Source organism: Marinococcus luteus (assembly GCF_900106595.1).
GTDB classification, from domain to species: domain Bacteria; phylum Bacillota; class Bacilli; order Bacillales; family Marinococcaceae; genus Marinococcus; species Marinococcus luteus.
Genome location: NZ_FNNC01000002.1, coordinates 129,505 through 153,619 on the forward strand (window position 1 = coordinate 129,505; position 24,115 = coordinate 153,619).

19 protein-coding genes are annotated in these 24,115 nt (G+C 52.2%); 15 read left to right on the forward strand and 4 right to left on the reverse strand.

Annotated elements, in window-relative coordinates:
- Positions 1–9: 9 nt before the first annotated feature.
- Complete coding sequence (locus tag BLV22_RS06090) at positions 10–2,235, reverse strand: ATP-dependent helicase (RefSeq protein ID WP_091613359.1); 2,226 nt, start codon at positions 2,233–2,235, stop codon at positions 10–12.
- 76 nt (positions 2,236–2,311) lie between these two features.
- Complete coding sequence (locus BLV22_RS06095) at positions 2,312–3,313, reverse strand: zinc-dependent alcohol dehydrogenase family protein (RefSeq protein ID WP_091612636.1); 1,002 nt, start codon at positions 3,311–3,313, stop codon at positions 2,312–2,314.
- Positions 3,314–3,446: 133 nt separating this feature from the next.
- Here BLV22_RS06095 and BLV22_RS06100 point away from each other — a divergent pair, with 133 nt between their 5' ends.
- The 5 genes from BLV22_RS06100 to BLV22_RS06120 all read left to right on the forward strand — a co-directional run bounded on the left by BLV22_RS06100 (position 3,447) and on the right by BLV22_RS06120 (position 8,940).
- Positions 3,447–5,021 (forward strand): ATP-binding protein, encoded by a 1,575-nt coding sequence (locus BLV22_RS06100; RefSeq protein WP_176967679.1) that lies wholly within the window; start codon positions 3,447–3,449, stop codon positions 5,019–5,021.
- Positions 5,021–5,701, forward strand: a complete 681-nt coding sequence (locus BLV22_RS06105) for a response regulator (RefSeq protein WP_091612642.1) — start codon at positions 5,021–5,023, stop codon at positions 5,699–5,701. Before BLV22_RS06100 ends, BLV22_RS06105 begins: the two co-directional genes overlap by 1 nt.
- 165 nt (positions 5,702–5,866) lie before the next feature.
- A complete protein-coding gene (locus BLV22_RS06110; protein ID WP_091612644.1) occupies positions 5,867–6,904 on the forward strand; it encodes a tripartite tricarboxylate transporter substrate binding protein in 1,038 nt (345 codons plus the stop codon).
- A gap of 76 nt (positions 6,905–6,980) precedes the next feature.
- Positions 6,981–7,439, forward strand: coding sequence for a tripartite tricarboxylate transporter TctB family protein (locus tag BLV22_RS06115; RefSeq protein ID WP_091612647.1), 459 nt, complete (start codon positions 6,981–6,983; stop codon positions 7,437–7,439).
- A 16-nt stretch (positions 7,440–7,455) separates the two neighbouring features.
- Entirely contained in the window at positions 7,456–8,940 is a 1,485-nt protein-coding gene (locus tag BLV22_RS06120; RefSeq protein ID WP_091612650.1) for a tripartite tricarboxylate transporter permease, read from the forward strand.
- Between the two features lie 30 nt (positions 8,941–8,970).
- On the opposite strand, the gene BLV22_RS06125 is transcribed toward BLV22_RS06120, so the two are convergent.
- Positions 8,971–10,251: a Zn-dependent hydrolase gene (locus BLV22_RS06125; protein ID WP_091612653.1), complete on the reverse strand. Its 1,281-nt coding sequence runs from the start codon at positions 10,249–10,251 to the stop codon at positions 8,971–8,973.
- A gap of 173 nt (positions 10,252–10,424) precedes the next feature.
- Here BLV22_RS06125 and BLV22_RS06130 point away from each other — a divergent pair, with 173 nt between their 5' ends.
- The 7 genes from BLV22_RS06130 to BLV22_RS06160 all read left to right on the forward strand — a co-directional run bounded on the left by BLV22_RS06130 (position 10,425) and on the right by BLV22_RS06160 (position 18,864).
- A complete protein-coding gene (locus BLV22_RS06130) occupies positions 10,425–11,798 on the forward strand; it encodes an aminotransferase (protein ID WP_091613362.1) in 1,374 nt (457 codons plus the stop codon).
- Positions 11,799–12,002: 204 nt separating this feature from the next.
- Complete coding sequence (locus BLV22_RS06135; RefSeq protein WP_091612656.1) at positions 12,003–12,890, forward strand: nitrilase-related carbon-nitrogen hydrolase; 888 nt, start codon at positions 12,003–12,005, stop codon at positions 12,888–12,890.
- Positions 12,891–12,910: 20 nt separating this feature from the next.
- A complete protein-coding gene (locus BLV22_RS06140; RefSeq protein ID WP_091612658.1) occupies positions 12,911–14,284 on the forward strand; it encodes an NAD(P)-dependent oxidoreductase in 1,374 nt (457 codons plus the stop codon).
- Between the two features lie 25 nt (positions 14,285–14,309).
- Positions 14,310–15,587: an NAD-dependent dihydropyrimidine dehydrogenase subunit PreA gene (gene preA, locus BLV22_RS06145; protein WP_091612661.1), complete on the forward strand. Its 1,278-nt coding sequence runs from the start codon at positions 14,310–14,312 to the stop codon at positions 15,585–15,587.
- A 12-nt stretch (positions 15,588–15,599) separates the two neighbouring features.
- Positions 15,600–17,024 (forward strand): dihydropyrimidinase, encoded by a 1,425-nt coding sequence (gene hydA, locus BLV22_RS06150; RefSeq protein WP_425433797.1) that lies wholly within the window; start codon positions 15,600–15,602, stop codon positions 17,022–17,024.
- A 128-nt stretch (positions 17,025–17,152) separates the two neighbouring features.
- Positions 17,153–18,622 (forward strand): NCS1 family transporter, encoded by a 1,470-nt coding sequence (locus BLV22_RS06155; protein WP_091612666.1) that lies wholly within the window; start codon positions 17,153–17,155, stop codon positions 18,620–18,622.
- A 14-nt stretch (positions 18,623–18,636) separates the two neighbouring features.
- Positions 18,637–18,864, forward strand: coding sequence for a hypothetical protein (locus BLV22_RS06160; protein ID WP_091612669.1), 228 nt, complete (start codon positions 18,637–18,639; stop codon positions 18,862–18,864).
- Between the two features lie 38 nt (positions 18,865–18,902).
- Here BLV22_RS06160 and BLV22_RS06165 read toward each other — a convergent pair whose 3' ends face one another.
- Positions 18,903–20,525, reverse strand: a complete 1,623-nt coding sequence (locus BLV22_RS06165) for a PucR family transcriptional regulator (protein WP_091612672.1) — start codon at positions 20,523–20,525, stop codon at positions 18,903–18,905.
- A gap of 221 nt (positions 20,526–20,746) precedes the next feature.
- Here BLV22_RS06165 and BLV22_RS06170 point away from each other — a divergent pair, with 221 nt between their 5' ends.
- The 3 genes from BLV22_RS06170 to BLV22_RS06180 are packed head-to-tail and all read left to right on the forward strand — an operon-like array spanning position 20,747 to position 23,859.
- On the forward strand, positions 20,747–21,283 hold the full coding sequence (locus BLV22_RS06170; RefSeq protein WP_091612674.1) for a biotin transporter BioY: 537 nt from the start codon (positions 20,747–20,749) through the stop codon (positions 21,281–21,283).
- A 19-nt stretch (positions 21,284–21,302) separates the two neighbouring features.
- The gene (locus tag BLV22_RS06175; protein ID WP_091612677.1) at positions 21,303–22,721 is read left to right on the forward strand and encodes an AMP-binding protein; all 1,419 of its coding nucleotides are present in this window, start codon (positions 21,303–21,305) and stop codon (positions 22,719–22,721) included.
- A complete protein-coding gene (locus BLV22_RS06180; RefSeq protein WP_245724030.1) occupies positions 22,711–23,859 on the forward strand; it encodes a thiolase family protein in 1,149 nt (382 codons plus the stop codon). Before BLV22_RS06175 ends, BLV22_RS06180 begins: the two co-directional genes overlap by 11 nt.
- Positions 23,860–24,115 lie beyond the last annotated feature (256 nt).

Here is a 24,115-nt window from a genome sequence, read left to right on the forward strand (position 1 = left end):
CTGCAGGCATTACTTTTTAATTACCTGTTTGGTGCCGGGCACCATTTTCCCTTTACACATCGGGCACTCTTTTTCCGTTTCCTCAGGAGCTTCAGACATACGTATCCAGGCCGGACACATCGCTTCTTCACAGACGAGCGCATCGATGGTTTCCGTTTCCTGCTTTTCCCCGGTATGTGTTTCCCCTGGAAAGGCTTCGAGCAGAAAGCGCGACACTTCAACCTCCTTGCCGCGGTAAAAGGCCGGCGAGCTGATGCACAGCTTCTGCTTCGCCCGCGTAATCGCTACATATGCGAGCCGCCGCTCTTCCTCGAGCGCCTGGGTCTGTTTATTTTCCGCTTTTTCACCGTATAACAGGTCCTTCATCCGGTCGGCCTTTAACGCAGAGTCATGCGGCATAATCGTTTCTGACGCACCGATGACGTACACGACCGGAAACTCCATGCCTTTGGCCCGGTGGATCGTCATCAGCGAAACGTGGTTCGCATCAGGGTCCTTCTCGCGCTCCTTCATCTCGCGGAACGTCCGGAGCATATCGTCGACAAAATATACGAAGGACGACACACTCTCAAACCGTTTGGCCGAGGATTCCAATTCGTCGAGGGTTTCTTTTAACGTTTCCTTTTTCATGCTTACCTGCTGTTCATCCGCCTCCAGGTAGCCATCGTAAAACTGGCGCCGCATCTGGCGGATGGCCGTTTCCGGGCGTCTTTCCTTCAGCTTCTGAATCATGCTCTGCCGCTCCTCCACCTTTTTACGCTGAAATGGGCGGATGCCTGGCATGTCTGTTAAATGAAGCAGCGGTTCGCTGCGGGGTGAAAATACTTCCTGCTCTTTAATGTGCCGCATGCCGCGTTCTCGGGAGATAAATAAAGTCGGCACGACCTCGGGCATCGCCTCCACCAGCGTCGGGTTCAGGCTCAGCCGCAGATAGTCCATCATGGCTTTCACCGGCCACTGTTCGTAAAACATCTGGTTGCCGAGGGAATGGTGCACAAACGGAACGTCCTGGGCGGTCAGCTGCTCAAAGATGGCACGGCTGACGCTGATCGTCCGGTGCAGTACGGCCATATCCCGCCACTCGCATTCTCCCTCTGCCACAGCACGCTTCATGTCTGCCACCACCTGCTCCGCTTCTTCGTCGGTGGAGGCGGCGCGGAAATAAAACGGAGATGAAGCTTCCGCATTCATAACCTGAAGGGTTTTTGTTTTTCGCTGTTTATTATGGCGCACCACTTCATTTCCAAGGCCGGCGATGGCTTTATGGGAACGGTAGTTGACATCGAGCACAATCGTCTGTGCTTCCGGGTACTTCTGGTCAAACTCCAGAATGAATTCATGCCGGGCCCCGTTAAACGAATAAATCGTCTGGTCGTCATCACCCACAACAAACAAATTGCGGTGCTTTTCCACAATCATCTGCACCAGCCTGTACTGAAGATAGTTGGTATCCTGAAATTCATCGACCATTACGTACTCAAACCGGTCCTGCAGCTGCTGCAGAAAAACCGGGTCCTCGTCCATCAATGCCTTGGCTTTCATTAAAATATCGTCAAAATCAATATAATTGCGCTCGAGCTTCCAGTCTTCATACGCCTGGCAGATACGTTTTAACTGCTTCTGGCTCGTTTCTTTTTCAGGAAGATCCGCGACGGCGGTATCATTCATTTTATGATAGGACAGAAAGGATAAGACCGCCTCCGGCTGATAGACGTCTTCAAGGCCCATGTCCTTCATCAAAAGCTTAACGGCCAGCTGTTTTTTCCGCTCGCTTGAAACAATTTCCTGGCGGATTCCGTGACGCCGGAGCAGAAGCAGGAAAAAGGCGTGGAACGTACGCACCTGCAGATTGCTGGCTGTTTCACCGACACCCGGCAGATTCATCACTCTCGTTTTCATTTCTTCCGCTGCTTTTTTTGTAAATGTGATCAGCAGAACGGATTCTGCCGGCACCTGCTTGACGGCCATTAAATAGCCGGCCCGGCAGACGAGCACCGAGGTTTTTCCCGACCCGGCACCTGCAAGCGCAAGCAGCGGACCGCTGCCAAAGCGTACGGCTTCAATCTGGGCTTCGTTCAAAAAAATACCGTCCGCTTCAAGCGAACGAAAATAAAAGGCATCGGATTCCTGATCCGACACGAGCTCTTTGCTTGTTGTAGCTTTAGCGATTGCTGCATATGGTACTTCTTCTCCGCTTACACCGAAGGGAGTCGAATAAAAAGAAAATTCCCGCATAAATTTCTCACCGTTTCTGTTGGATTGAGTATGTTTATTATAAATCGGCACAGCCCCTCTTGTATAGAGCAGGCAGTCACGGTCTGGCGAGCATTATTTTTCCGCCACCGCTGAATCTTTCGCTCTCATAATCCTGTAATGCCTGCCGTACCTGAACGAGCGGATACGTATGCCGGGCGTGCGGCACCACGATCTGCCCGCTTTCCACCATCTGAAAAAGTGTTTGAAATACCTGCTGAAAGCGTGCGTCGGAGACTGAAGCATTCCAGTGCCTCAGATGAAACATCGCCCCCTTCACTCCCAGCGTTTCCGTAATATACGGCCAGTCGAGCGGCTTCCCTGAGAGAAGGCCGAGGGCTAAAAGCGTTTTGTCCGGCTTAACAGTCCGGGCGAGAGCTGTTCCTGCCTCTCCTCCGATCATATCAACGGCTGCCTCTGCTTTCTCCCCCTGCATGCCCTCAGTCAGCCGGCGCTCTTCTTCTCCCTCCCCGGCTGCAATTATTTTTTCTGCTCCCAGTTGCATCAGCTCGTTTATTACCGCTTTTCGTCGCACAAGGCCCACTACGCGAATATTCATCCGGGAGGCCAGTTGAATCAGAAGCCTTCCCATCACAGAATTAGCCGCGTTGATGACAAGCACCCCGCCGGAAAAAATCTTCAGCTTTTCGGTTAAAAGAACGTACGCCGTCACCGGGTTGATGTACATTTGGGCGGCTGTTTCGTCAGAAACGTTCTCCGGTACCGGCACGGCTAACGCTGCCGGCGCATGAACCAGCGACTGCCATGTGCCTCCGCCCCGCAGCGGCAGCACACGCTTTCCTATCACTGCCCTGCCCACTCCTGCTCCAATCCGTTCGACCACCCCGACACCTTCGTAGCCGGGCACGAGCGGAAGCGTTACCCGGTGGGCGTAACGCCCGTAAATGGGGATGAGATCCGAGGGGTTGACCGGAGTCAGACGCATCCGCACTTCCACGTCGCCGGCTTTCAGCTCCTTTTTTGCTTCCTCCCTGATGCAGACTTGTTCAGACGGTGTCCCAAACGCACCGACGTATGCTTTTATGTTGACAGGCCCCATCCTTTCCCTCCTATATGCAATTGCCGCTCTGTCTGCGATATGCTACTCTTTGAACAACCCGTATTTTTAGTTGCTCACTTTATGAAAGCGTTCTCCTGGAAGGAGGGAGCCCATTATAAGAAAGAACATGAAGATGCAGACAAAAATTATGTTTCTCGTCGTCGGGCTGGTCGCTTTTATTACGATAAGCTCCTTCGGGGTGTTTGCTTATTTAGAATATAATGATATCGAAGAAGAGCTTGGAGATAAAGCATTAAGCACAGCCACATACATAGCAAGCTCCCCGGTCGTTCAGGGGGCGTATGCCTCCGAGGATCCAAGCTCCGTGCTTCAGCCCTATGCTGAACGGGTCCGTAAGCAGGCCGGCGCTGAATTTGTGGTGCTTGGAGATACTGAGGGCACCCGCTACGCCCACCCGGACGAATGGAAAATCGGCGAATCCATGGTCGGCGGCGATAACGCCCGCGCGCTTGAGCAGGGGCAGTCCTACGTCTCCACCGCAACCGGAACCCGTGGCCCGTCCCTTCGCGGCAAGGCTCCGGTCCGTGATGAAGACGGGGACATTGTCGGCATCGTTTCCGTCGGCTTTCTGCTTGAAGATGTGCGTGCAGCCATCTGGGAACGCTTCGGCCTTCTGTTTATGCTCGCACTCGTCCTTCTCGCTCTGGGCGTAATCGGCAGTATGGTGGTCTCAAGAAATATACGGAAAGATATGTTCGGCCTCGAGCCTCATGAAATCGGCCAGCTGTACCAGGAAAAAGAAAGTGTACTTACCGCTATCCGGGAAGGCATTATTGCGATTGATACAGACGGACGGATCACGATGATGAATGAGTCGGCCCGGAACATGCTTGCCATTAACGGGGTGATCGAGGGGCGCAATATTCATCACGTGCTGCCGGACTCGGAAATGCCAAAAGTATTGAAGCACGGACGGCCGGAATACGACCAGGAATTAATGCTCCGCGGTGCTCCTTACATTGTTAACCGGGAACCGATCACTATCGACGGGCAGCTTGTCGGCGTCGTTTCCTCGTTCCGGGATAAAACGGAGATGATGCAGATGGCCAACACGCTTTCTGACATTCAGCGCTATTCGGACAGCCTGCGTTCGCAAAACCATGAATATCTGAATAAACTCTATGCGCTGTCCGGGTATCTTCACCTCCGGAAATACGACGAGGCAGTGCAGCTTGTCGAAGAAGAAACGTCCCAGCAGCGAAAAACCCACTCCGTGGTCTTTCAGCAGATTCACGACCCGACAGTGCAGGCAATTCTGACCGGAAAAGCAGCCCGGGCTTCCGAAAAAAAGACAGCTTTTCATATTGACAGCGAAAGCCGGCTTGGGGCTCTTCCGGACCACATTCAGAAGGTTCAGCTTGTCTCCATTTTAGGTAACCTTATCGATAATGCCATCGACAGCGCGACGGGCTGTCCCTCACCGGAAGTGACTTTTTTTGTCACCGAACTGGAGGATGAAATTATGTTTGAAGTGGTCGATAACGGGCCCGGGCTGCCGGAAGGGGTAGACATTACTTCCCAGGGAGCCTCCACAAAATCCGGCGATCAGCCAAGAGGATACGGGCTTTCGATCGTCGAAAGAACGATTAATGAACTAGAGGGTATGCTTGAATTTGGCAACAATGAAAACCAGGGCGCCTACTTTACGGTTTACCTGCCCAAAACGTTGCCGCAAGGGGGTAGTTGATGATTCACGTTGGTATTGCCGAAGACGACTTTCGGATTGCAGATATTCACCGACAGCTTATTGAACAAATTGAAGGATTTTCATGCAGGTTCACCTCTGGCACCGCCGAGGAACTGCTCGAAACGATGGAGCACACGCCGGTTGATGTACTGCTGCTCGATATTTACCTTCCCGATCAGCTTGGCACAGACATCCTCGGGCAAATATTGGACCGCCATGATGCGTACATTATTATTATTTCAGCTTCAAATGATCTCGAGCATGTGCAGAAGGCCTACCGCTCAGGTGTGATCGATTATATTATTAAACCTGCTTCTCCTAAACGGCTCGAGGAATCGCTGAAAAAATTCCAGGCTCTGCAGGCGGCTCGTCCCGAGGGGGATATAACCCAGGAGGAGATTGATCGTTTCTTCTCCTCTTCTGTCCCTCCCGGCGCAGCAGAAATCAAACCAGAAGCAGATCTGCCTAAAGGCATTGATGCATTCACGCTCGAGCAGGTTAAAGATCAAATCCAGCAGGCCGAGCACGGAGTAACCGCCGATGAAATGGCTTTTTTTCTCGGTGCCTCCCGCACCACCGCGCACCGCTACTTTAAATATTTGTTATCCACAAGCGAAATCGAGGTCCGTCCCATCTATGGAATTGTCGGCCGGCCTGAACGCAGATATTTTAAAAAATAAACCTTTCACCGGCTGCAGCCATCACATGCAGCCGGTTTATTTATGTTCGTGACATTTATGAAATAAATACAATAAACGAAAGATATACATTTTAAATTGTAAACGGTTACATATAAACGTTTTTTGGTTACGCTTACATCAATATAAAAAAGGGGGCTACATATTATGAAACATTCGAAATATTGGATCGGTGCCGGAGTACTTTCGCTTAGCGTTTTAAGCGCCTGTGGAAGCGGAGGCGGGGACAGTTCATCAGGCGGCGATGGAGGTGGCGGCGAAGAAGAAAACTACGAGCCGGATTCCTCACTTGAAATTGTGGCGCCGGCCGGTGCTGGCGGCGGCTGGGACACGGTGGCCCGTTCAGCCGCTGAAGGTCTTGAAGAAGAAGGCATTGTCGATCAGGGTATCGGTGTCGTTAACCGGGAAGGCGGCGGCGGAGCCAATGGCTGGTCCTACATTCATAACCAGGAAGGCAACCCGGAGTATTCTTTTGTGGCTTCACCTCCCCTTCTGCTCGTGCCGCTGAACGGTCAGTCGGAATACAGCTATGAAGATTTTACTCCTCTCTCGAATATGATTGCTGACTACGGTGCGTTCGCCGTTACAGAGGATTCGGAATGGGATGATTTGAACGACCTGTTTGACGATATGAAGGAAAATCCGGATGATATCACCGTTGTTGGCGAATCGTCCCCGGGCAGTATGGACCATATGCAGTTTGCCAAAATTGCGGCGGGTGCCGGTGTTGATCCTTCGAGCATCAAGTACGTTTCCGCTCAGGACGGGAGCGCACTGACGAACCTCTTAAACGGCCAGGCCGACGTGTATTCGACCGGTATTACAGAGACAGTCGAGCAGGTGAGAGCCGGCGATGTTAAAGTACTCGGTATTACAGCCGAAGAACGGCTCGAGGGTGACACAGTCAGCGAATTTCCAACCGCCACAGAACAGGGCATCGAAGAAACGTTCGTCAACTGGCGCGGATTTTTGGGACCGCCAAACATGAGTGATGCTGAAATTGCTTATTACGAAGAAACGTTCAAAGAACTCAGTGAGTCTGACTACTGGCAGGAAACCCGTCAGTCCTACGCCTGGGAAGAAAACTACATGGACAGCGAAGAATTTGAAGAGTTTTTAGCTGAAGAAGAAGAATCCATGCAGGACCTGCTTGATGAGGTAGGCATTGACAGAGGCGGGGAGTAACAGCGTCCGAAAGAGCTCTGAACGTTCTGCGTCCAGAGCTCTCTTATATTAAAAGCAGTCGAAAGAGGTGATACGTATGTTTCGTTCCGCAAATAAAATCGTCAGTATGATTCTCATCGTCATTGCTATTTTCTATTTATACCTGGCTTTTCAGATTCCCGCTTTTGCTACAGGCGTGTTTACTGCTTCCACCATGCCAAAAGCAGCCGGCTTTTTATTGATTTTACTCAGCATCTTTTTGTTTTTTATTAAAGAAGGCGAAAGCGAAGAAGATCAGGAAAAACGAAGGGAAGCTGGTCAGCACGTTTTTTACTTAGGCGGCGTGGCCGTAATGATCCTCCTATACATTACTCTGTTAGAGCCTGTTGGTTTCATTTTAGCCTCCACTGTATTTATTTTTCTGTGCAGCCTGTTTATGGGTTACCGGAGACATATCGTCAACGCTGTGACCTCGGTTGTTTTTCCGTTATCTCTTTATTTAGTTTTTACTCAGTTATTAAATATAAGTCTGCCTCCGGGCATTCTGCCGCTGTAGAAAGGAGGTTAACCTCATGGGAACATTTGATGGAATATTAAGCGGGCTCAGCGTCGCTTTTAGTGTACAGGGCATGCTGTTTGTGCTGATCGGCGTTTTCGCCGGAACATTTATCGGAATGATGCCCGGGCTCGGGCCGATCAGTGCGATCGCTATCATGATCCCGCTGACATACAACATGGAGCCGACTGTGGCTCTCGTACTTATGGCCGGCGTTTACTACGGAGCCGTTTTCGGAGGCTCCACCTCCTCGATTCTTTTGAACGCTCCGGGGATTTCCGGCACAGTGGCGACCGCTTTTGACGGCTACCCCATGGCCCAGAACGGCCAGGCAGGAAAAGCACTTGCGATTGCTGCCATATCATCCTTTGCCGGCGGTACGGTGAGTGTCGTTCTGCTGATGCTTTTCGCTCCGCTTCTGGCAAGCGTCGCCATTGTGTTTGGCCCGCCCGAATACTTTGCCCTGATGCTGCTCGGGTTAACCGCGATAGCCAGTCTGTCCGACGGCTCGACGATTAAAGCACTTATTTCGGCCGTGCTCGGCCTTATGTTTGTCACCATCGGCATGGACAGCCAGACGGGAACGACGCGGTTCACGTTCAATAATTCGAACCTGCTCGAAGGCATTGATTTTCTCGTAATCGCTCTCGGCCTATTCGCCATTGCTGAAATCTGCAATCTGATTGTAAACCGGAAAAAGACAATTAAAAACCAGGGCAATATTGGAAGTCTCAAACTGTCCAAACAGGACTTCAAAGAAATGAGCGGGCCAATGAGCCGCCAGTCCTTCCTCGGATTTATTCTCGGCGTGCTCCCCGGGGCCGGTGCTACCATCGCTTCGTTTATCGGCTACATTACGGAAAAGAAGATCGCCAAGCGTCCGGAGGAATTCGGAAAAGGCGCGGTAAAAGGTATCGCCGCTCCAGAAACCGCCAATAACGCCGCCACGAGCGGTGCCTTTGTACCCTTGCTCAGCCTCGGTATACCCGGATCCGGTACGACGGCCGTGCTGCTCGGTGCCCTGCTAGTGCTGAACGTGCCGCCGGGACCGCTGCTAATTGAAGAGCAGCCTGACCTGTTCTGGGGCGTTATCATCAGTATGTATATCGGCAACGTGTTTTTGTTAATCCTGAACCTGCCGCTTATTCCCTACATTGCCAAAGTGCTGTTGATTCCGCGCCCGATGCTGATTTCGCTTGTGATTATGTTCAGTATGATCGGGGTGTACTCGATCAGTTTCAGCACGTTTGATCTTTATTTACTGCTTGCTTTTGGCGTGATCGGCTATTTAATGAAGCTGTACAATTTCCCGGCAGCTCCGCTGATCCTGGCATTTATCCTCGGCGGAATGATGGAGGAGTCCTTCCGTCAGGCCATGACCATTGCCAATGACGATTTGACGGTCTTTTTCACCCGGCCGATTGCCCTCAGCATGTTGATTGTCGCTCTTCTTTCCTTCCTCGTCCCAATCATTCGCCAGAAAAAAACAACTTCTGTATAAAAAAACCCGGGCTCCCCGGGTTTCTTTGCGTCAGCTGTTGATTTTATCCGCTGCGTGCTTCATTTGATAATCCTTCATATTTCCGGCAATCTGCCTCACTGTTTCATAGTAAAGCTTCGTACCTTCGATAATATCTTCATCTGTACTGTACTCGAGCGGATTGTGGCTGATGCCGTCTTTGCAGCGCACAAAAATCATGCCGTAGTCACACACCTTTGATATCGGCATCGCATCATGAAACGGACCGCTCATCAGCTTCGGCGCTTCCATCTTTAAATGTGCGGCCTGCTCTGCCATGATACTCTGGATCCACTCTGCGCAGTATCTCGGGTCACTGTTCGTATCCTCCTGGATATCAATCTCCAGGCCGTGCCTGGCGGCAATAGATTCAAGCTCCACACGTAATTCGCTCTCGCACTCATTTCGCCGCTCGAGGTCAATATCACGAAGATCGATTGTAAATTTTACTTCTTCGGGAATGATGTTTCTGGAGTTGGGAAACACTTTTATATTTCCGACCGTGCCGATCGTCGGGGCCGGCTGCCGCTTTTCCACAATGGCATTCAGCGCCACCGTCGCTTCGCTGGCACCAAGAAGAGCGTCCCGCCGGAGGTGCATTGGCACAGATCCCGCATGTCCCGCGAATCCCTTATAGGTGACCGTGAGCCAGAGCGGGCCCGAGATCCCGGTCACAATACCTGCCGCAGCTCCTTTATCTTCAAGCACCGGTCCCTGTTCAATATGCATTTCCAGAAACGCGAAAAGCTGCTCAGGATCATAGGCAGCCAGGTGCACCTGTTCCGGATCGAGCCCCATTTCTTCAAGAGCCTCCCGCCTTGTGATGCCGTCTTCATCTTCTCGTTCGAGCTCGCCTTCTTCAAGTTCACCGATCAACCCGCGGGAGCCGAAGATGCCTTTATTAAACCGGGAGCCTTCTTCATCGCTGAAGGCGATCACTTCAATGGGACCTTCAAATGTATGACCTTCTTCAACCAGTGCCTGAACCGACTCCAGGGCGCCGAGCACCCCTATGGCTCCGTCAAAGCGGCCGCCATAGGGCTGACTGTCTATATGCGATCCGAGCATAAAGATTGGCAGGGAAGCATCCAGTCCTTCCAGCCGCCCGATCAGATTTCCCACTTCATCAATCCTCGTCGCGAGTCCCGCCTCTTTCATCCAGGACTCTACTAGAGCCATTCCCTCCTGATCCTTTTTCGAATGGGCCAGCCTCCGCACGCCCGTTTCCCCAATTCGTCCAATTTCTGCAAGTTCATGCACGTGTGTCGTGAGCCTCGCTGTATTAATACCCATTGATTCATCCCCTTCCAGGCTTCATGTTTTTATTTTATCGGTTTTCTTTTAAAAGGACGCACAACAAAATGTTAAATTATTCTGACTTCTTTTACACAATCTGTATCATGCTTCTTTCCGGCTTTCGGGCTACCATATTATTATGCAGGCATATGAAAGGGGCGTTTTGCAACATGAATCATACCGATAAACAGACCGTTTCCGGAGAAAAAGACATGCTTCTGAATCAGGACCGTGCTTTTTTATGGCACCATATGGCCCCTCACAATGATCACCCGGCTATTTTTACCGAAAGCGACAATGTGTACCTTACAGACATCGACGGCAACTCCTACATTGATGGAATGGCCGGTCTCTGGTGTGTAAACGTTGGCCACGGGAGAACCTCCATTGCGGAAGCGGCGGCAAAGCAGCTCAATACGATGCCTTTTACGCCCATGACCAACAGCCATAAGCCTGCCATTCAGCTGGCGGCAAAATTAAATGACTGGCTTGACGGCCACTACCGCATCTTTTTTTCCAATTCCGGCTCCGATGCCAACGAAGTCGCCTTTAAAATTGCCAGACAGTATTTCACTCAGACCGGCAAACCGAAAAAATATAAATTCATTTCCCGCTACCGGGCCTATCACGGAAATTCGATGGGAGCCCTTGGCGCGACTGGCCAGGCCGACCGGAAAGCAAGCTACGAGCCGGTCGCCGAAGGCTTCCGTCACGCGGCTCCGCCTTACTGCTACCGTTGTCCGTTTGGCAAAGAGCCCGACAGCTGCTCGCTCGAATGCGCTTCTTCCATTGAACAGACTATCGTCTGGGAAGGCGCGGACACAGTCGCCGGAGTGATTGTGGAGCCGGTAATTACCGGCGGCGGAGTCATCACGCCTCCCGAGTCTTACCTGCAGAAGGTACAGGAAATCTGCCAAAAGCATGACGTGCTTTTAATTGTGGATGAAGTCATCTGCGGGTTCGGGCGGTCGGGCGAAGCCTTCGGCCATAAAAATTTCGGCGTGCAGCCTGATATCGTCACCATGGCGAAGGGCATCACGAGCGCCTACGCTCCGTTATCTGCTACAGCCGTGTCCAATGATTTATATGAATCGTTTAAATCCGGCGGTCCCCAAAGTCATTTCCGGCACGTGAATACCTTTGGCGGCAACCCGATGTCGTGTGCCGTCGCACTCGAAAACATCGATATTCTCGAACGTGAAGACCTTGTGGCACAAGCCAAAAGCACCGGCAGCTACCTGCGGGCGCAGCTCGAATCTTTTTACCAATTCCCGTCCGTTGGTGACATCCGCACGTTCGGCCTGATGGCCGGCATCGAGCTTGTTACCGATAAAACAACGAAAGAGCCGGCACCGCCGGAATTCATGCAGCAGGTGCTCGGCTACTGTAAACAGCACGGGGTCATGATTGGCAAAAACAGTGATACCGTGCCGGAGCATAACAACGTGTTAACCATCTCTCCTCCGTTTATTATTTCCCATGAACAGATCGATACAATTGTAGAAACGCTGCGCGAAGCAATTACTCGCGCCTCCCCCGCCTGACCGCTTCCGGGCGGTCTTTTTATTTTACGCCTAACGCCGTTTAACTAATTTGTATGTAAGATTTTATGACCGCCCCGTCCCCTGCCGGATAAAGGTTATTTACATTTTGTCCAATCAGACTTTCCATTAACCGACGGAATGTCACATGCTTTTTTCAGAAAATTCTATACTATTGAAAAAACAAACCGAAAGGGGATTGATTGTATGACCGACCAGGTCCGTATAGGAGTTATCCAGGCTTCCAACGACGTCGAAGGCAGTGCCTCTGTTCAGGAGCATAAAGAAAAAGCGATTGAAAAACACATACACATGGTTCGTGAAGCTGCCGCACAAGGAGCACAGATTATCGGGCTGCAGGAAATATTCTACGGGCCTTATTTCTGCTCCGAACAATCGATGAAGTGGTACGAAGCAGCCGAACAGGTTCCGGAAGGGCCGACCACCCAGCTGTTTCAGGAGCTCGCTAAAGAGCTCGACACCGTGATTGTGCTGCCGGTCTATGAACGTGAAGGCATCGCCGCTTACTATAATACCGCCGCCGTCATTGATGCAGACGGATCGTACTTAGGAAAATACCGGAAAAATCATATTCCCCATGTTGCTGCCGGTAATGAAGGCTACGGCTTTTGGGAAAAATTTTATTTTAAACCGGGCAATCTCGGCTATCCGGTGTTTGACACAGCTTATGCGAAAGTCGGCGTTTATATCTGCTACGACCGGCACTTCCCGGAAGGGGCCCGGCTGCTGGGGCTGAACGGCGCCGAAGTTGTTTTCAACCCATCGGCCACAGTCGCCGGCACCTCCGAATACCTCTGGAAGCTGGAGCAGCCGGCCCATGCCGTCGCCAACGGTTATTATCTGGCTGCGATTAACAGAGTCGGCTACGAAGCTCCCTGGAACATGGGTGAATTTTACGGCCAGTCCTACGTGGTCGACCCCCGCGGTGACTTTGTCGGTATCGCAAGCCGTGATCAGGATGAAGTCCTTGTCGCAGACATGGACAAAGAAATGATCCGGGAGGTGCGGAACGCCTGGCAGTTTTACCGCGATCGCCGGCCCGAAACGTACGGCTCCATGAGCGCCCTACTTTAAAACCCGAAAGGAGTTTTACCATGTCCAACCACCGCTCGGATGCATGGATTTCCACTGAACAGCTTCAGGAAAATTTCGCTGAAGTAAACAGCCCTCTTTCCACGACCCATGCCGTCAAGGAATCGAACCGCTGTCTCTTTTGCTACGATGCGCCCTGTATTCAGGCCTGTCCGACAGGCATAGACATTCCTTCTTTTATTAAAAAAATAGCCTCCGGCAATTTAAAAGGCTCCGCAGTCACAATTATGGATGCAAATCCTGTCGGAGCGAGCTGTGCACGCGTTTGTCCGACCGAGGAATTATGCGAAGGCGCCTGTGTATTAAACGGCGAATCTGAGCCAATCATGATTGGCGATCTGCAGCGCTACGCCACGGATTGGGCCATCCGCAATGAGCAGGTGCTGTTTGAAGCGGGTCCTTCCACATCCAAACATATCGCAATTGTCGGCAGCGGCCCCGCCGGACTGGCAGCGGCCCGGGAACTCGCCCGGTTTGGGCATCAGGTGACGATTTTTGAAGCCGACGACGAACCCGGGGGCCTGAACCGTTACGGCATTGTTTCCTTCCGCCTCCCCGTTGATATCGTGAAATGGGAAATCGACCAGATTGTGAATATGGGCGTAACGATCCGCACGAACACCGCAGTCGGAAAAGACATTTCTCCCGAAGAACTCCGGGAGCAGTTTGATTCCATCATTATCGCTGTCGGTATGGGGAGCGTTCCGGAGCTTCATATGGAAGGGGAGGACGCTTCCGGCGTGTATGACGCTGTTGATTTCGTACGATCCACCAAGGACGGCACGTTTTCCAGAAACCTCGCCGGCAAGCGGGTGGCCGTTATCGGCGCCGGCAACACGGCAGTTGACGCAGCCACCTGCTCCACCCGTCTCGGTGCTGAACACGTCAGTATAGTTTACAGACGGACAAAAAATGAAATGACCGCCTACCCGTTCGAATTTGAATTTGCCAAGCAGGACGGCATCGCCTTTCAATGGCTTACTTCCCCGGTAAAAATCGAAAAAAATGACCACGGGGAAGTCTCCGGCCTTGAATGCGTGCAGATGGAGCTCGGCGAAGCAGACCAGGACGGACGCCAGCGTCCGGTCCCGATCCAAAATTCCAACTTTATGATGGATGTTGATGTTGTTATACGGGCCATCGGCCAGGAGCGGCTGCAGGATACGATCGCCATGTTCGGCCTTGAGCATACAGACGGCGTCGTGACTGTGGATGCCTCCTACGCCGCATCCGAACCGAACCATTTTGCCGTCGGGGACGTCGTATTTGGCAGCGGCCAGGGAGAAGCGATGGTCGTAAGTGCAGCAGAGCAGGGAAAGCAGGCAGCCTATACTATTCACCAGCAGCTTTCGGCAGGTACTCAGGCAGCAGGCTGAACCATAATCTGAAAGGAGTGTTTTCATGGCAGATTTAACGACCAATGTCGCCGGCATCCGTTCCCCGAACCCCTTCTGGCTCGCATCCGCACCTCCAACCAACAGCGGGTACCAGGTACAGCGCGCTTTCGAAGCAGGCTGGGGCGGTGCTGTGTGGAAAACGATGGGAGACCCTATCCTGAACGTTTCCTCCCGTTTTTCCGCCGTGTCATTTGGCGGAAACCAGGTAGCCGGATTCAATAATATTGAGCTGATTTCCGACCGGCCGCTTGAAGTGAACCTAAGGGAAATTGAAGAAACGAAACGTCTTTACCCAGAGCATGCAATTATCGGCTCCTTAATGGTGGAACCGGACCGGGACAAGTGGCATGAAATCGTCAAAAGAGTCGAAGCAGCCGGGGTCGACGGCCTCGAGCTCAACTTCGGCTGTCCGCACGGAATGGCCGAACGGGGAATGGGCTCAGCGTCCGGCCAGGTGCCGGAGCTCGTCCGCCAGCAGACGGCCTGGGTGAAAGAAGTAGCCCGGACCCCGGTGATCGTCAAACTAACGCCGAACATTACGGACATTACGTTCACGGCTAAAGCCGCCGTCGAGGGCGGAGCCGATGCCGTCAGCATGATCAATACTATTAACAGCCTTTCCGGCGTCGATCTTGATTCCTGGAATACTATTCCGAACGTGGACGGCAAAGGTGCCCACGGCGGCTACTGCGGTCCCGCCGTCAAGCCGATCGCTTTGAATATGGTCGGGGAATGCGCCAGAACGCCGGGCATCGATGTGCCTATTTCCGGCATGGGCGGTGTGTCCAGCTGGCAGGAAGCCGCGGAATTTATGCTTATGGGCGCTTCGAACGTCCAGGTGTGTACGGCAGCTATGCATCACGGCTTCCGTATTGTTGAAGATATGATCGACGGCCTCAGCAACTACATGGACGAAAAAGGTCTTGCCTCTCTCGATCAGCTGATCGGGCAGACCGTGCCGAAGTATTCCGACTGGGGCGACCTTGATCTTACCTACCGGGTTGCCGCTAAAATCAATAACGATGTCTGTATTAACTGCAACAAGTGCTACATTGCCTGTGAAGATACGTCCCATCAGTGCATTGATATGCTGAAAGATGAGGACGGCAACGATATACTCCGGGTGCGCGAAGATGACTGCGTCGGCTGTAACCTGTGCTCCATCGTCTGTCCGGTGGACGGCGCCATCGACATGGTGGAAGTCGCCAGAAAGGTCGGCGATGAGCCGATGACATGGAACGAACGCCAGCAGCTGATGGCAAATGCCGGGTCTAATCAATAACAGGAGGAGATAATTTTGGCAAAAACGATTATCAAAAACGGTACCATTGTGACGGCGAGCGACGAATACGAGGCAGATATTCTTATCGAAGATGAAAAAATTACGACTATAGGTAAAAATCTCCAGGAAACCGATGCAGAAATCGTCGATGCCTCCGGCCAGTACATTTTTCCAGGAGGAGTGGATCCGCACACCCACCTCGAAATGCCGTTTGGAGGCACCGTTTCAAAGGACGACTTCGAAAGCGGCTCGATCGCTGCCGCTTTTGGCGGAACGACGAGCGTAATCGATTTCTGTCTGACAAGTAAGGACAAGCCGCTCAGCTCCTCCATTCAGGAATGGCATGATAAATCCCAGGGACGTTCCGTGATTGATTACGGCTTTCACCTGATGATTACGCAAATGAATGAAGACGTGCTTGACCAGCTTCCTTCGATCATTCAAAACGACGGCATTACGTCCTTCAAGGTATTTATGGCCTACAAAAATGTGTTTCAGGCCGATGACGAAACGCTTTACCGCACGCTGCTTGCTGCCAAAGAGCTCGGTGCACTCGTCATGGTCCATGCCGAAAACGGCGACGTGATTCAGCATTTGACCGAAGAAGCGCTCGCTGCCGGCAACACCGAGCCTATTTACCACGCCCGCACCCGCCCGTCCGAAATCGAAGGAGAAGCCACCGGCCGTGCAGCCCGTTTCACCGGGCTTGCTGACTCTCAGCTGTATGTCGTTCACGTTTCCTGTGCCGATGCCGCGGAAGAAATCCGCAAAGCGCGCCGCAAAGGCGCCAACGTCTGGGGCGAAACGTGTCCGCAGTACCTCGTGCTTGATGAAAGCTACATGGACCAGCCCGGATTCGAAGGCGCCAAGTATGTATGGAGCCCGCCGCTTCGTGAAAAATGGAACCAGGAGGAGCTCTGGACGGCGATTAAAAACGGAGATCTCTCAACCATCGGCTCCGATCAGTGCTCGTTTGACTTTAACGGCCAGAAGGACCTCGGCAAGGACGATTTTACAAAAATTCCAAACGGCGGCCCGATGATTGAAGACCGGATGAGTATTCTTTACTCAGAAGGAGTGGCCAAAGGCAGAATTTCTCGTCAGCAGTTTGTTGATATCACCTCGACGAAAAGTGCCAAGCTGTTCGGCCTCTATCCGGACAAAGGAACAATTGCTGTTGGCGCTGATGCCGACCTTGTGCTTTTCAACCCGGGCGAAAGCCGGACCATTTCGGTCAAAACGCAGCTCATGGCGGTTGATTACAACGCCTTTGAAGGCATGGAAGTGCAGGGCGTGATTGAGTCTGTCATGGTACGCGGCCGGTTTGTTGTCCGCGACCGGAAGCTGGAGGCTGAACCAGGCTACGGTAAATACATGAAACGCAAGCCTTTCGCTTTAGGAAGCAGCTCCAAAACCGCTGCCTCCACGTCAGTGTAATATGCCCGGGGTCTATTCTTCCCCTTCTTCCTCTGTTTCTTTTGGACTGGTGTTTGTCCATGACGATGCAGGTATATTGTTTACCCGCAGGTAAAAATTTTAAGAAACAGAAAGGATGACGATGATTCATGAAAGATAACAGCTACTTAAAATCTCCGGACCTTATGCCGGTGGGCCATGATAAACGGAAAATCAGCACCTTCGGCTTTGCCGTTATGTGGGTCGGGATGGCGGTCGTCCTTGCGGCCTTCGCCATTGGCGGAGAAGGCGTCTCCTCCCTTCCTCTCGGCTGGGTTATCTTCGCTTCCCTGATCGGGTGTGTGGCTATCGGATTGTTTATCACAATCGTCGGAGATATCGGCATTGAACACGGGTTATCCTTTCCTGTCTATATGCGGGCTCCCTTCGGTACGATCGGTACTCACCTTCCCTCTGTGACCAGAGGGATTGCCGCCTCGTTCTGGTTCGGGATCAACACATACTTCGGCTCCACCGCGATGAACGGTATTTTGAATATATTGACCGGTTTTGATAACTGGGCCGTCTGTTACGCCCTGTTTGCCGGTGCCCAGCTGATCAATACGGCCATCGGCATCAAGGCTGTGGAACGGTTTGCTGACTTTGCCGCTCCCGCGATCATTCTGATTTCGATCTGGATGTACATTGTGCTTACCGGAGAAGCATCCGCCCAGGGAACGAACGTATGGAACTGGGACGGTATCGAGGCTGGAGCCGGCTCTGCCGTAACTGCTTTTGTGATTGTTATCTTTGCCAACATGGGATTTTGGAGCACACTCGCGACAGATATCCCTTCGCTGAGCCGGTTTATTAAAGCCCCAAAATATGAACGCAACTGGTTTAAAAGAAACCGGGGCACGATGGTCGGAAGCATGATCGCCCTTCCCCTCGTGCAGACATTCATGGTAGTCATCGGCGCCATCTGCTTTATTGCTCTCGGCAATTTTGATCCGGTCGTAGCTCTTCAGCAGACAGCTGGCGGACTCGTACTCGCAGTGCTTCTGCTCATGATCGTGCTTGCTCAGTGGTCCACCAACACCAGTGCAAACGTTATTCCCGCAGCGACGATTTTTTCCAACATCGGCGGACCGAAAATTCCATTCTTTGTTGGTGTGTTTATGGCAGGCGTTATCGGGACTGCTGCCCAGCCGTGGTTGATTTTCAGCGTGCTTGACACCGTTCTTCTCGTAGTAGGAGGCGTCCTTTCCGCCGTGGTCGGTATCCTGGTATCGGACTACTACGTTCTCCGGAAACGCCGGGTGAACGTGCCAGACCTCTACAAGCACACCGGCCAGTATCGTTACTTTAAAGGCATCAACGCCGCCGGCCTGATTTCCTGGGCTGTCGGGGGCGCCGTCGCTATTTTCTTTATCAACTTTTCTTTTATTGCCGGGTTCTTTGCCGGCGGCATCTGCTATTACTTCCTCGCCAAGTACTGGTGGTTCAAAAAGTATAAGCAGGTGGAAATCGAGGATCCGAGCGATGATAAATACCTCGGTATCACTGTCGGAAGAGACTGGGAAGTGCCCGCAGACGAAGCAGAAGAAGAAGCCAAACCAGATGTTGCCAGCATGAAATAGGAGGAGCGCCGCTTATGAAAGAACACGATCACTTTTTAATCGAAAAAGATCAGATTGACGAACTGCTGAACGACGGTTTTTCCATTGGAGGTGTATCGGAAAACCTCGAAGGCACATTTGTCCGCTTTCAAAAGGAAGCCGAAACCTTTACCCTTCACCTCGAAAGCCCGGATGCCCGCAAATATTTTGCCTTTTTGTTAAAGCAGCGGGCCGCCAGTGCTTCGTCGGAAAGTTTATCTTAGCAGGCAAAAAGAAGGAAGCCGCGGCTTCCTTCTTTACGTTATTCAACACTTCCATATTTGTATTCATACGCATGGATGGCCAGTTCAATCGAAAGGCGCTTCGGCGCCTCCAAAATATCCTCCCCGAGCAGCTCCTGAATTTTATCCAGCCGGTGATACAGCGTCTGACGGACAACAAACAGCCGTTTCGCTGTCGCCTGCTTTGACCCGAAGCACTCCAGGTATACTTTTAATGTCTGCAGCAGGCGGACATTTTTTTGAGCGTCGTACGAGATCACCTCACCAAGATAATCCTGAATATAATCCTCAAGATCCCCCTGTTCCTCCATATAATGCACCGTTCGCAGAAGATGCAGATTTTCATAAAACGGCATCACCAGCCGTCCGATTTTCCGCTGAATCGTCATCGTTTCCTTCGCCGTTTCAAAGCTCCGCCATATTTGGGATGTCTGTTTTAAACACTTCCCAAACGCTGCGAAATCATACAGCTGTTTGTCTTCCTGTGCCTCTGTTTTCCGCAGCTGCTCAAACGCTTTATACATCCGTTTGGAAAACGATTCCCGTTTTGACTTGGCGGTGTCGAGCAGCACATACACCGGCCCCTGCGGCAGTACGGTGGATAAAAACAATATCTGTTTTTCCTCAAATGCCGCTCTTGCCACCATGGCTTTTTGAACGTACCATGCTTCAAGCGCTGACGCAGAAAGTGACAGGTGCGACGTCTCCATCACACATACACAGGCCTCTGAAAACTCTTCGCGTCCGTAGTGGCTGATCAGATGGCGGCGCAGCTTTTCCTCATGGTGATCCCCGCTCAGCCATTCGTGGATCCACATCTCATCCCGGTACCGCTTCCGCTCTTCCATATAGGCTGTGCGCATTACCTCCTGGGCTACCGCTGTCGCACACCTGTCCACGGCCAGTTCTTCAAATGACGTAAGCTCCCGACCGTTTCCGTACACAACAATATCGGCAAAATACTGATCGAGCACCATGATCGGCTTGTGCATAACAAAAACCCTGTCTTCCATTTTATTCTCAAGCCACCGGCTGACAAACTGCTGCTCGCGTGCCGCTGTGACTTCCGGAACGAATTCACTTTCCCCCTGCACCGGAAGATAAAATAAATCCAGTCCGGTCTGGGCGTTCAGCTCCTGCAGGAGGGCTCTCACCCCGCGGCCGTGCAAAAGCATCTGGTTAAATGTCTGGGACAATATTTCCAAATCCCGCATCAGCGTATACTGCCTATGAATAAAAAACGAATGCAGATCCTGCGTAATGTCCACATAGCGCACCTGCTCATGAAATAGAATCAGTGGAAAATCCCACGCTTTTGCTGTTTGTATCATCGCTTCCGGCAGCCGGTCCGTATATGTACCCAGTTCAATACAAAGCCCCGCGGCACCGCTTTCAATCAGCTGATTTAAAAAAGACAGGGAAAGCTCCTCATCATTATGCCAGCCCAACCCGGTCGTTAAAATCAATTCTTTTCCGTTCAGCAGCTGCTCCACATCAGCTACTTCGATGACATGCACCCAGTCAACCGTCCGTTTTAAGGCCTCGTCGCTTCCAATAAACGTAATATGCTGAAATATCGGCCGTTCCAATATTTCTTTTAACGTAATCTGTTTGGCGGCAGTCGATTCATATACTTGCTGCACAGCGATTCCTCCTGTTAAAAGTATATTTTTTCTTTATTATAATTGTTCTGCTGGCACCATAGCGGCTCAGTGTGACATTTTGTCACACTGTTTCTTCTTTCTTCCGCACTACTGCCGACCCCGATTTGACAAATTGACCAGTTTTCGTAAACCATTTTTAAAATCCAGTTGACAAATAGCTGATTTCTTTCTATCCTTAGAAATCAGTGAGGTGAACATAGATGCGTATACAAAAAATTATTTATACGGCTTTATTTGCAGCAATTATCGCAGCTTTAGGCATTGTCCCGCCAATTCCGCTTCCTTTCAGTCCCGTACCAATTACCCTGCAGACCCTCGGTGTCATGCTTGCAGGCTCTCTGCTCGGTGCGAGATACGGCGGCCTCAGTATACTGCTGTTTGTCGTACTTGTGATGATAGGGCTGCCGCTTTTGTCCGGCGGACGCGGCGGGGCCGGTGTATTATTCGGCGCGAGCGGCGGCTATATTCTGAGCTGGCCGATCGGGGCATTTATCATTGGCTGGATCGCCCATTCTTTCAGGAAACCGTCGTTTCCAAAGTATTTGTTTGCTAATATTGTAGGCGGTATTCTCGTCATTTATGCCGGCGGGGTTACTTATTTATCGTTTTTAATAAACATACCGTGGACCACTGCCGCCATTCAGGCACTCGCTTTTCTCCCGGGGGATATTTTTAAAGCGGTCGTTGCCGGCTTTGTAGCAGTCAGGCTGAACAAGCAGCATAAAATCAGGCTGTAATGCCGAAAGGAGGGTCCCCATGATCGGCCAGGCCATCGCCCGGTACGCCGCTTCTGATCCTGCCCGGACGGCGGTCGAATACTCGGATCATTCAATAAGCTGGCGCGAACTGCAGGAAACCATTGACCGCCGGCGGAATCAGCTGCATGCAGCTGCCGGGCCGCTTTTTCAAAAGCAGATTGCTTTTGCGCTTCAGGATCCTCTGGAGCAGCTGTATATGTTTTTTGCGGTCGTGTCCGGAGGCGGCATTGCTGTTCCAGTGGATGAAGCGATGGACAGTGACACGAAAGCTTCTCTTCTTTCCTCTTCCAGGCCCGGCCTTTTTATCGCAGACACTGAAGCAGCCGGGCTGCCGGTGCCTTCATTGACGCTTGCAGACGTTAGTGGAGCTGAGTCATATCCCTCTGCGTTCGCTTCGTTCTGCGAAGAAACCGATTTGTTTTACGGTGCCTGCACGTCGGGCACCTCCGGGAGGCCAAAGGTATGCCTGCGGAGCCACCGTTCCTGGCTGAAAAGCTTTGAGGCCGACGAGCAGCTTTTTCCGTTTCAGGACGACGAACGTGTCCTGATCACCGGAAAGCTGTCCCACTCTCTCTTTTTGTACGGTGCCGTCCGTATGCTCGAACACGGCCACACTGTTATTCTGCCCGTCCGGCACTCCCCCCGGGTGTTTGACCGGATGGTGGACGAGCAGCAGATCACGGTATTGTACGCTGTGCCTACAACGCTCCGCTGGCTTCTCAGCCACTCCTTTCTCCCTTCTCCCTCGGTCAGACTGATCATCACGGGAGGGGAAAAATGGTTCCCGGCGGATAATCAAAAAACATTCGCCCGCTTTCCCTCAGCTGAGCTGTATGAATTCTACGGCAGCGCGGAAACCAGCTTTATCAGCGCCTTAAACCACCGCGAGGAACAGGTCAGCTCTTCCTGCACCGGCCGTCTGTTTCCCATGGTGGAAGCCGAGTCCTCCACGGACTCCGGGGAATTAGTCGTAACAAGCCCGTTTTTATTCAGCGGCTATGCCGGAGATGCACCCTTTCATCCCCCCCATTCGGTTGCCACCGGAGATATTGGCTCCGTCGATGAGGAAGGCTTTCTTTATGTTACCGGCCGCCGGAGCGGAAAGATCGTCAGCCGCGGTCGCAATATTTATGCTGAAGAAATTGAACAGGTGCTCATGAGTCATCCGGATGTTGACCGGGCAGTTGTTTTTGGCGCTCATGATACTTTTCAGGGGGAAAAGGTTGCTGCGCTGTATACCGGAAGGGCTGCCCCCGGAAAACTGCGGGCACACTGCCGGCAGCAGCTGCCCGCTTATAAAATACCTGCGTGCCAATACATAGACCGTCTTCCGGTGCTTGGCAGCGGCAAAGTCGACCGGCCGGGCGCACAGAAATATTACGAAGCCTTATCAAAGGAGAACGGTAATGATGCCTGAGCCAGTCTATATCATTGACGCAAAACGGAGCCCCGTACATCATGTGAACGGGGCGTTTTCCCAATTGGAGCCGGAACAGCTGACGGCTCCGCTGTACAAGCATTTTCAGGTTCATCACGGGATACAAGGCCGGGTGCCGGCGGACGAAGTATTTATGGGAAATGCAGTTGGTCCGGGCGGTAACCTTGCCCGGCTCAGTCTGCTTGAAGCCGGATATGATACGTCTGTTCCCGGCGTAACGGTGGACCGTCAGTGCGGTTCCGGCCTTGAAGCTGTGCATCAGGGCTTCCGGCATCTGCAGGCCGGCGCGGCGGATACTGTTCTTGCCGGCGGGGTCGAAAGCACAAGCCGGGCCCCAAAACGTTCCTTTTTCGCCTCGGAAGCCTATCCGGTTTCCTCCACACAGGAAAGAGCCCGCTTTTCCCCAAAGTTTATTGGAGATCCTGATATGGGGGAAGCCGCGGAAACGGTAGCGGAAGCTTACAGCATTTCCCGCGCAGATCAGGACGCCTTTGCCGAACGCAGCTACAGGCTTTCATGGGAGGAAGCAGCAAAACCGGATATTTCCCGGGAAATCATTCCGGTGGGCACCATCCAGGCAGACGCTGAACTTCGTTCTCCAGATAAAATGTCCAAAATCATCCGCCGGGCGCCATCTGTTTTTCAGGAACATGGCACGGTCACCGCCGCCAACTCCTCCCGGATCAGTGACGGGGCGGCACTCACTCTGATGGCCACCCAATCCTCCTGCCGGCGGCACGGGCTCGAGCCTGCGCTTGAAATCATCGATGCCGCCGCAGTTGGCGTTGATCCGACTATGCCGGGAATTGGCCCGGTACCTGCTGTCGAACGGCTGCTTGAGCGGAATCGTTTGTCTGTACGGGACGTTTCCATATGGGAATGCAATGAAGCATTTGCCTCCCAGGTGCTTGCCTCCACCTTTCAACTCGGCATTCCGCCTGAGCGGCTGAATATAGCCGGCGGCGCCATCGCCCAGGGACATCCGTACGGCGCTTCGGGAGCGATTCTCATTGCGCGGTTGATGCGGCTGATGCAAAACGGCAATCTTCCGCTAGGAGTAGCCATGATCGGGATTGGAGGCGGGCTTGGGCTCGCCAGCCTGTACCGGCTCGTATAATAGAAAAAGCCTGCACTCATCAAAGGATGAATGCAGGCTTTCTTTTTACTGCAGCACAGAACGCAGCAGCGTATCAAGATTGTTTTTTGCTTCAAAGCCAATACAAGGAATCTCAGGCAGCTGCACATAACCATTTTCCACCGTATAGTCACCGGCAAATCCGCCAAATGGCTCAAAGACGCCAGGATAGGATTCGTTACCGCCAAGACCGAGTCCGGATATCCGATTTGATCGGTACCGCCTGCTCTTCTACTTG

Bases quoted from the DNA above. Each gene is read 5' to 3' on its own strand.
- BLV22_RS06090 (WP_091613359.1), bottom strand. From the start codon at position 2,235: ATGCGGGAATTTTCTTTTTATTCGACTCCCTTCGGTGTAAGCGGAGAA.
- preA (WP_091612661.1), top strand. From the start codon at position 14,310: ATGGCAGATTTAACGACCAATGTCGCCGGCATCCGTTCCCCGAACCCC.
- BLV22_RS06115 (WP_091612647.1), top strand. From the start codon at position 6,981: ATGTTTCGTTCCGCAAATAAAATCGTCAGTATGATTCTCATCGTCATT.
- BLV22_RS06100 (WP_176967679.1), top strand. From the start codon at position 3,447: ATGCAGACAAAAATTATGTTTCTCGTCGTCGGGCTGGTCGCTTTTATT.
- BLV22_RS06120 (WP_091612650.1), top strand. From the start codon at position 7,456: ATGGGAACATTTGATGGAATATTAAGCGGGCTCAGCGTCGCTTTTAGT.
- BLV22_RS06130 (WP_091613362.1), top strand. From the start codon at position 10,425: ATGAATCATACCGATAAACAGACCGTTTCCGGAGAAAAAGACATGCTT.
- BLV22_RS06175 (WP_091612677.1), top strand. From the start codon at position 21,303: ATGATCGGCCAGGCCATCGCCCGGTACGCCGCTTCTGATCCTGCCCGG.
- BLV22_RS06160 (WP_091612669.1), top strand. From the start codon at position 18,637: ATGAAAGAACACGATCACTTTTTAATCGAAAAAGATCAGATTGACGAA.
- BLV22_RS06180 (WP_245724030.1), top strand. From the start codon at position 22,711: ATGATGCCTGAGCCAGTCTATATCATTGACGCAAAACGGAGCCCCGTA.
- BLV22_RS06125 (WP_091612653.1), bottom strand. From the start codon at position 10,251: ATGGGTATTAATACAGCGAGGCTCACGACACACGTGCATGAACTTGCA.
- BLV22_RS06095 (WP_091612636.1), bottom strand. From the start codon at position 3,313: ATGGGGCCTGTCAACATAAAAGCATACGTCGGTGCGTTTGGGACACCG.
- BLV22_RS06105 (WP_091612642.1), top strand. From the start codon at position 5,021: ATGATTCACGTTGGTATTGCCGAAGACGACTTTCGGATTGCAGATATT.
- BLV22_RS06140 (WP_091612658.1), top strand. From the start codon at position 12,911: ATGTCCAACCACCGCTCGGATGCATGGATTTCCACTGAACAGCTTCAG.
- BLV22_RS06135 (WP_091612656.1), top strand. From the start codon at position 12,003: ATGACCGACCAGGTCCGTATAGGAGTTATCCAGGCTTCCAACGACGTC.
- BLV22_RS06155 (WP_091612666.1), top strand. From the start codon at position 17,153: ATGAAAGATAACAGCTACTTAAAATCTCCGGACCTTATGCCGGTGGGC.
- BLV22_RS06170 (WP_091612674.1), top strand. From the start codon at position 20,747: ATGCGTATACAAAAAATTATTTATACGGCTTTATTTGCAGCAATTATC.
- BLV22_RS06110 (WP_091612644.1), top strand. From the start codon at position 5,867: ATGAAACATTCGAAATATTGGATCGGTGCCGGAGTACTTTCGCTTAGC.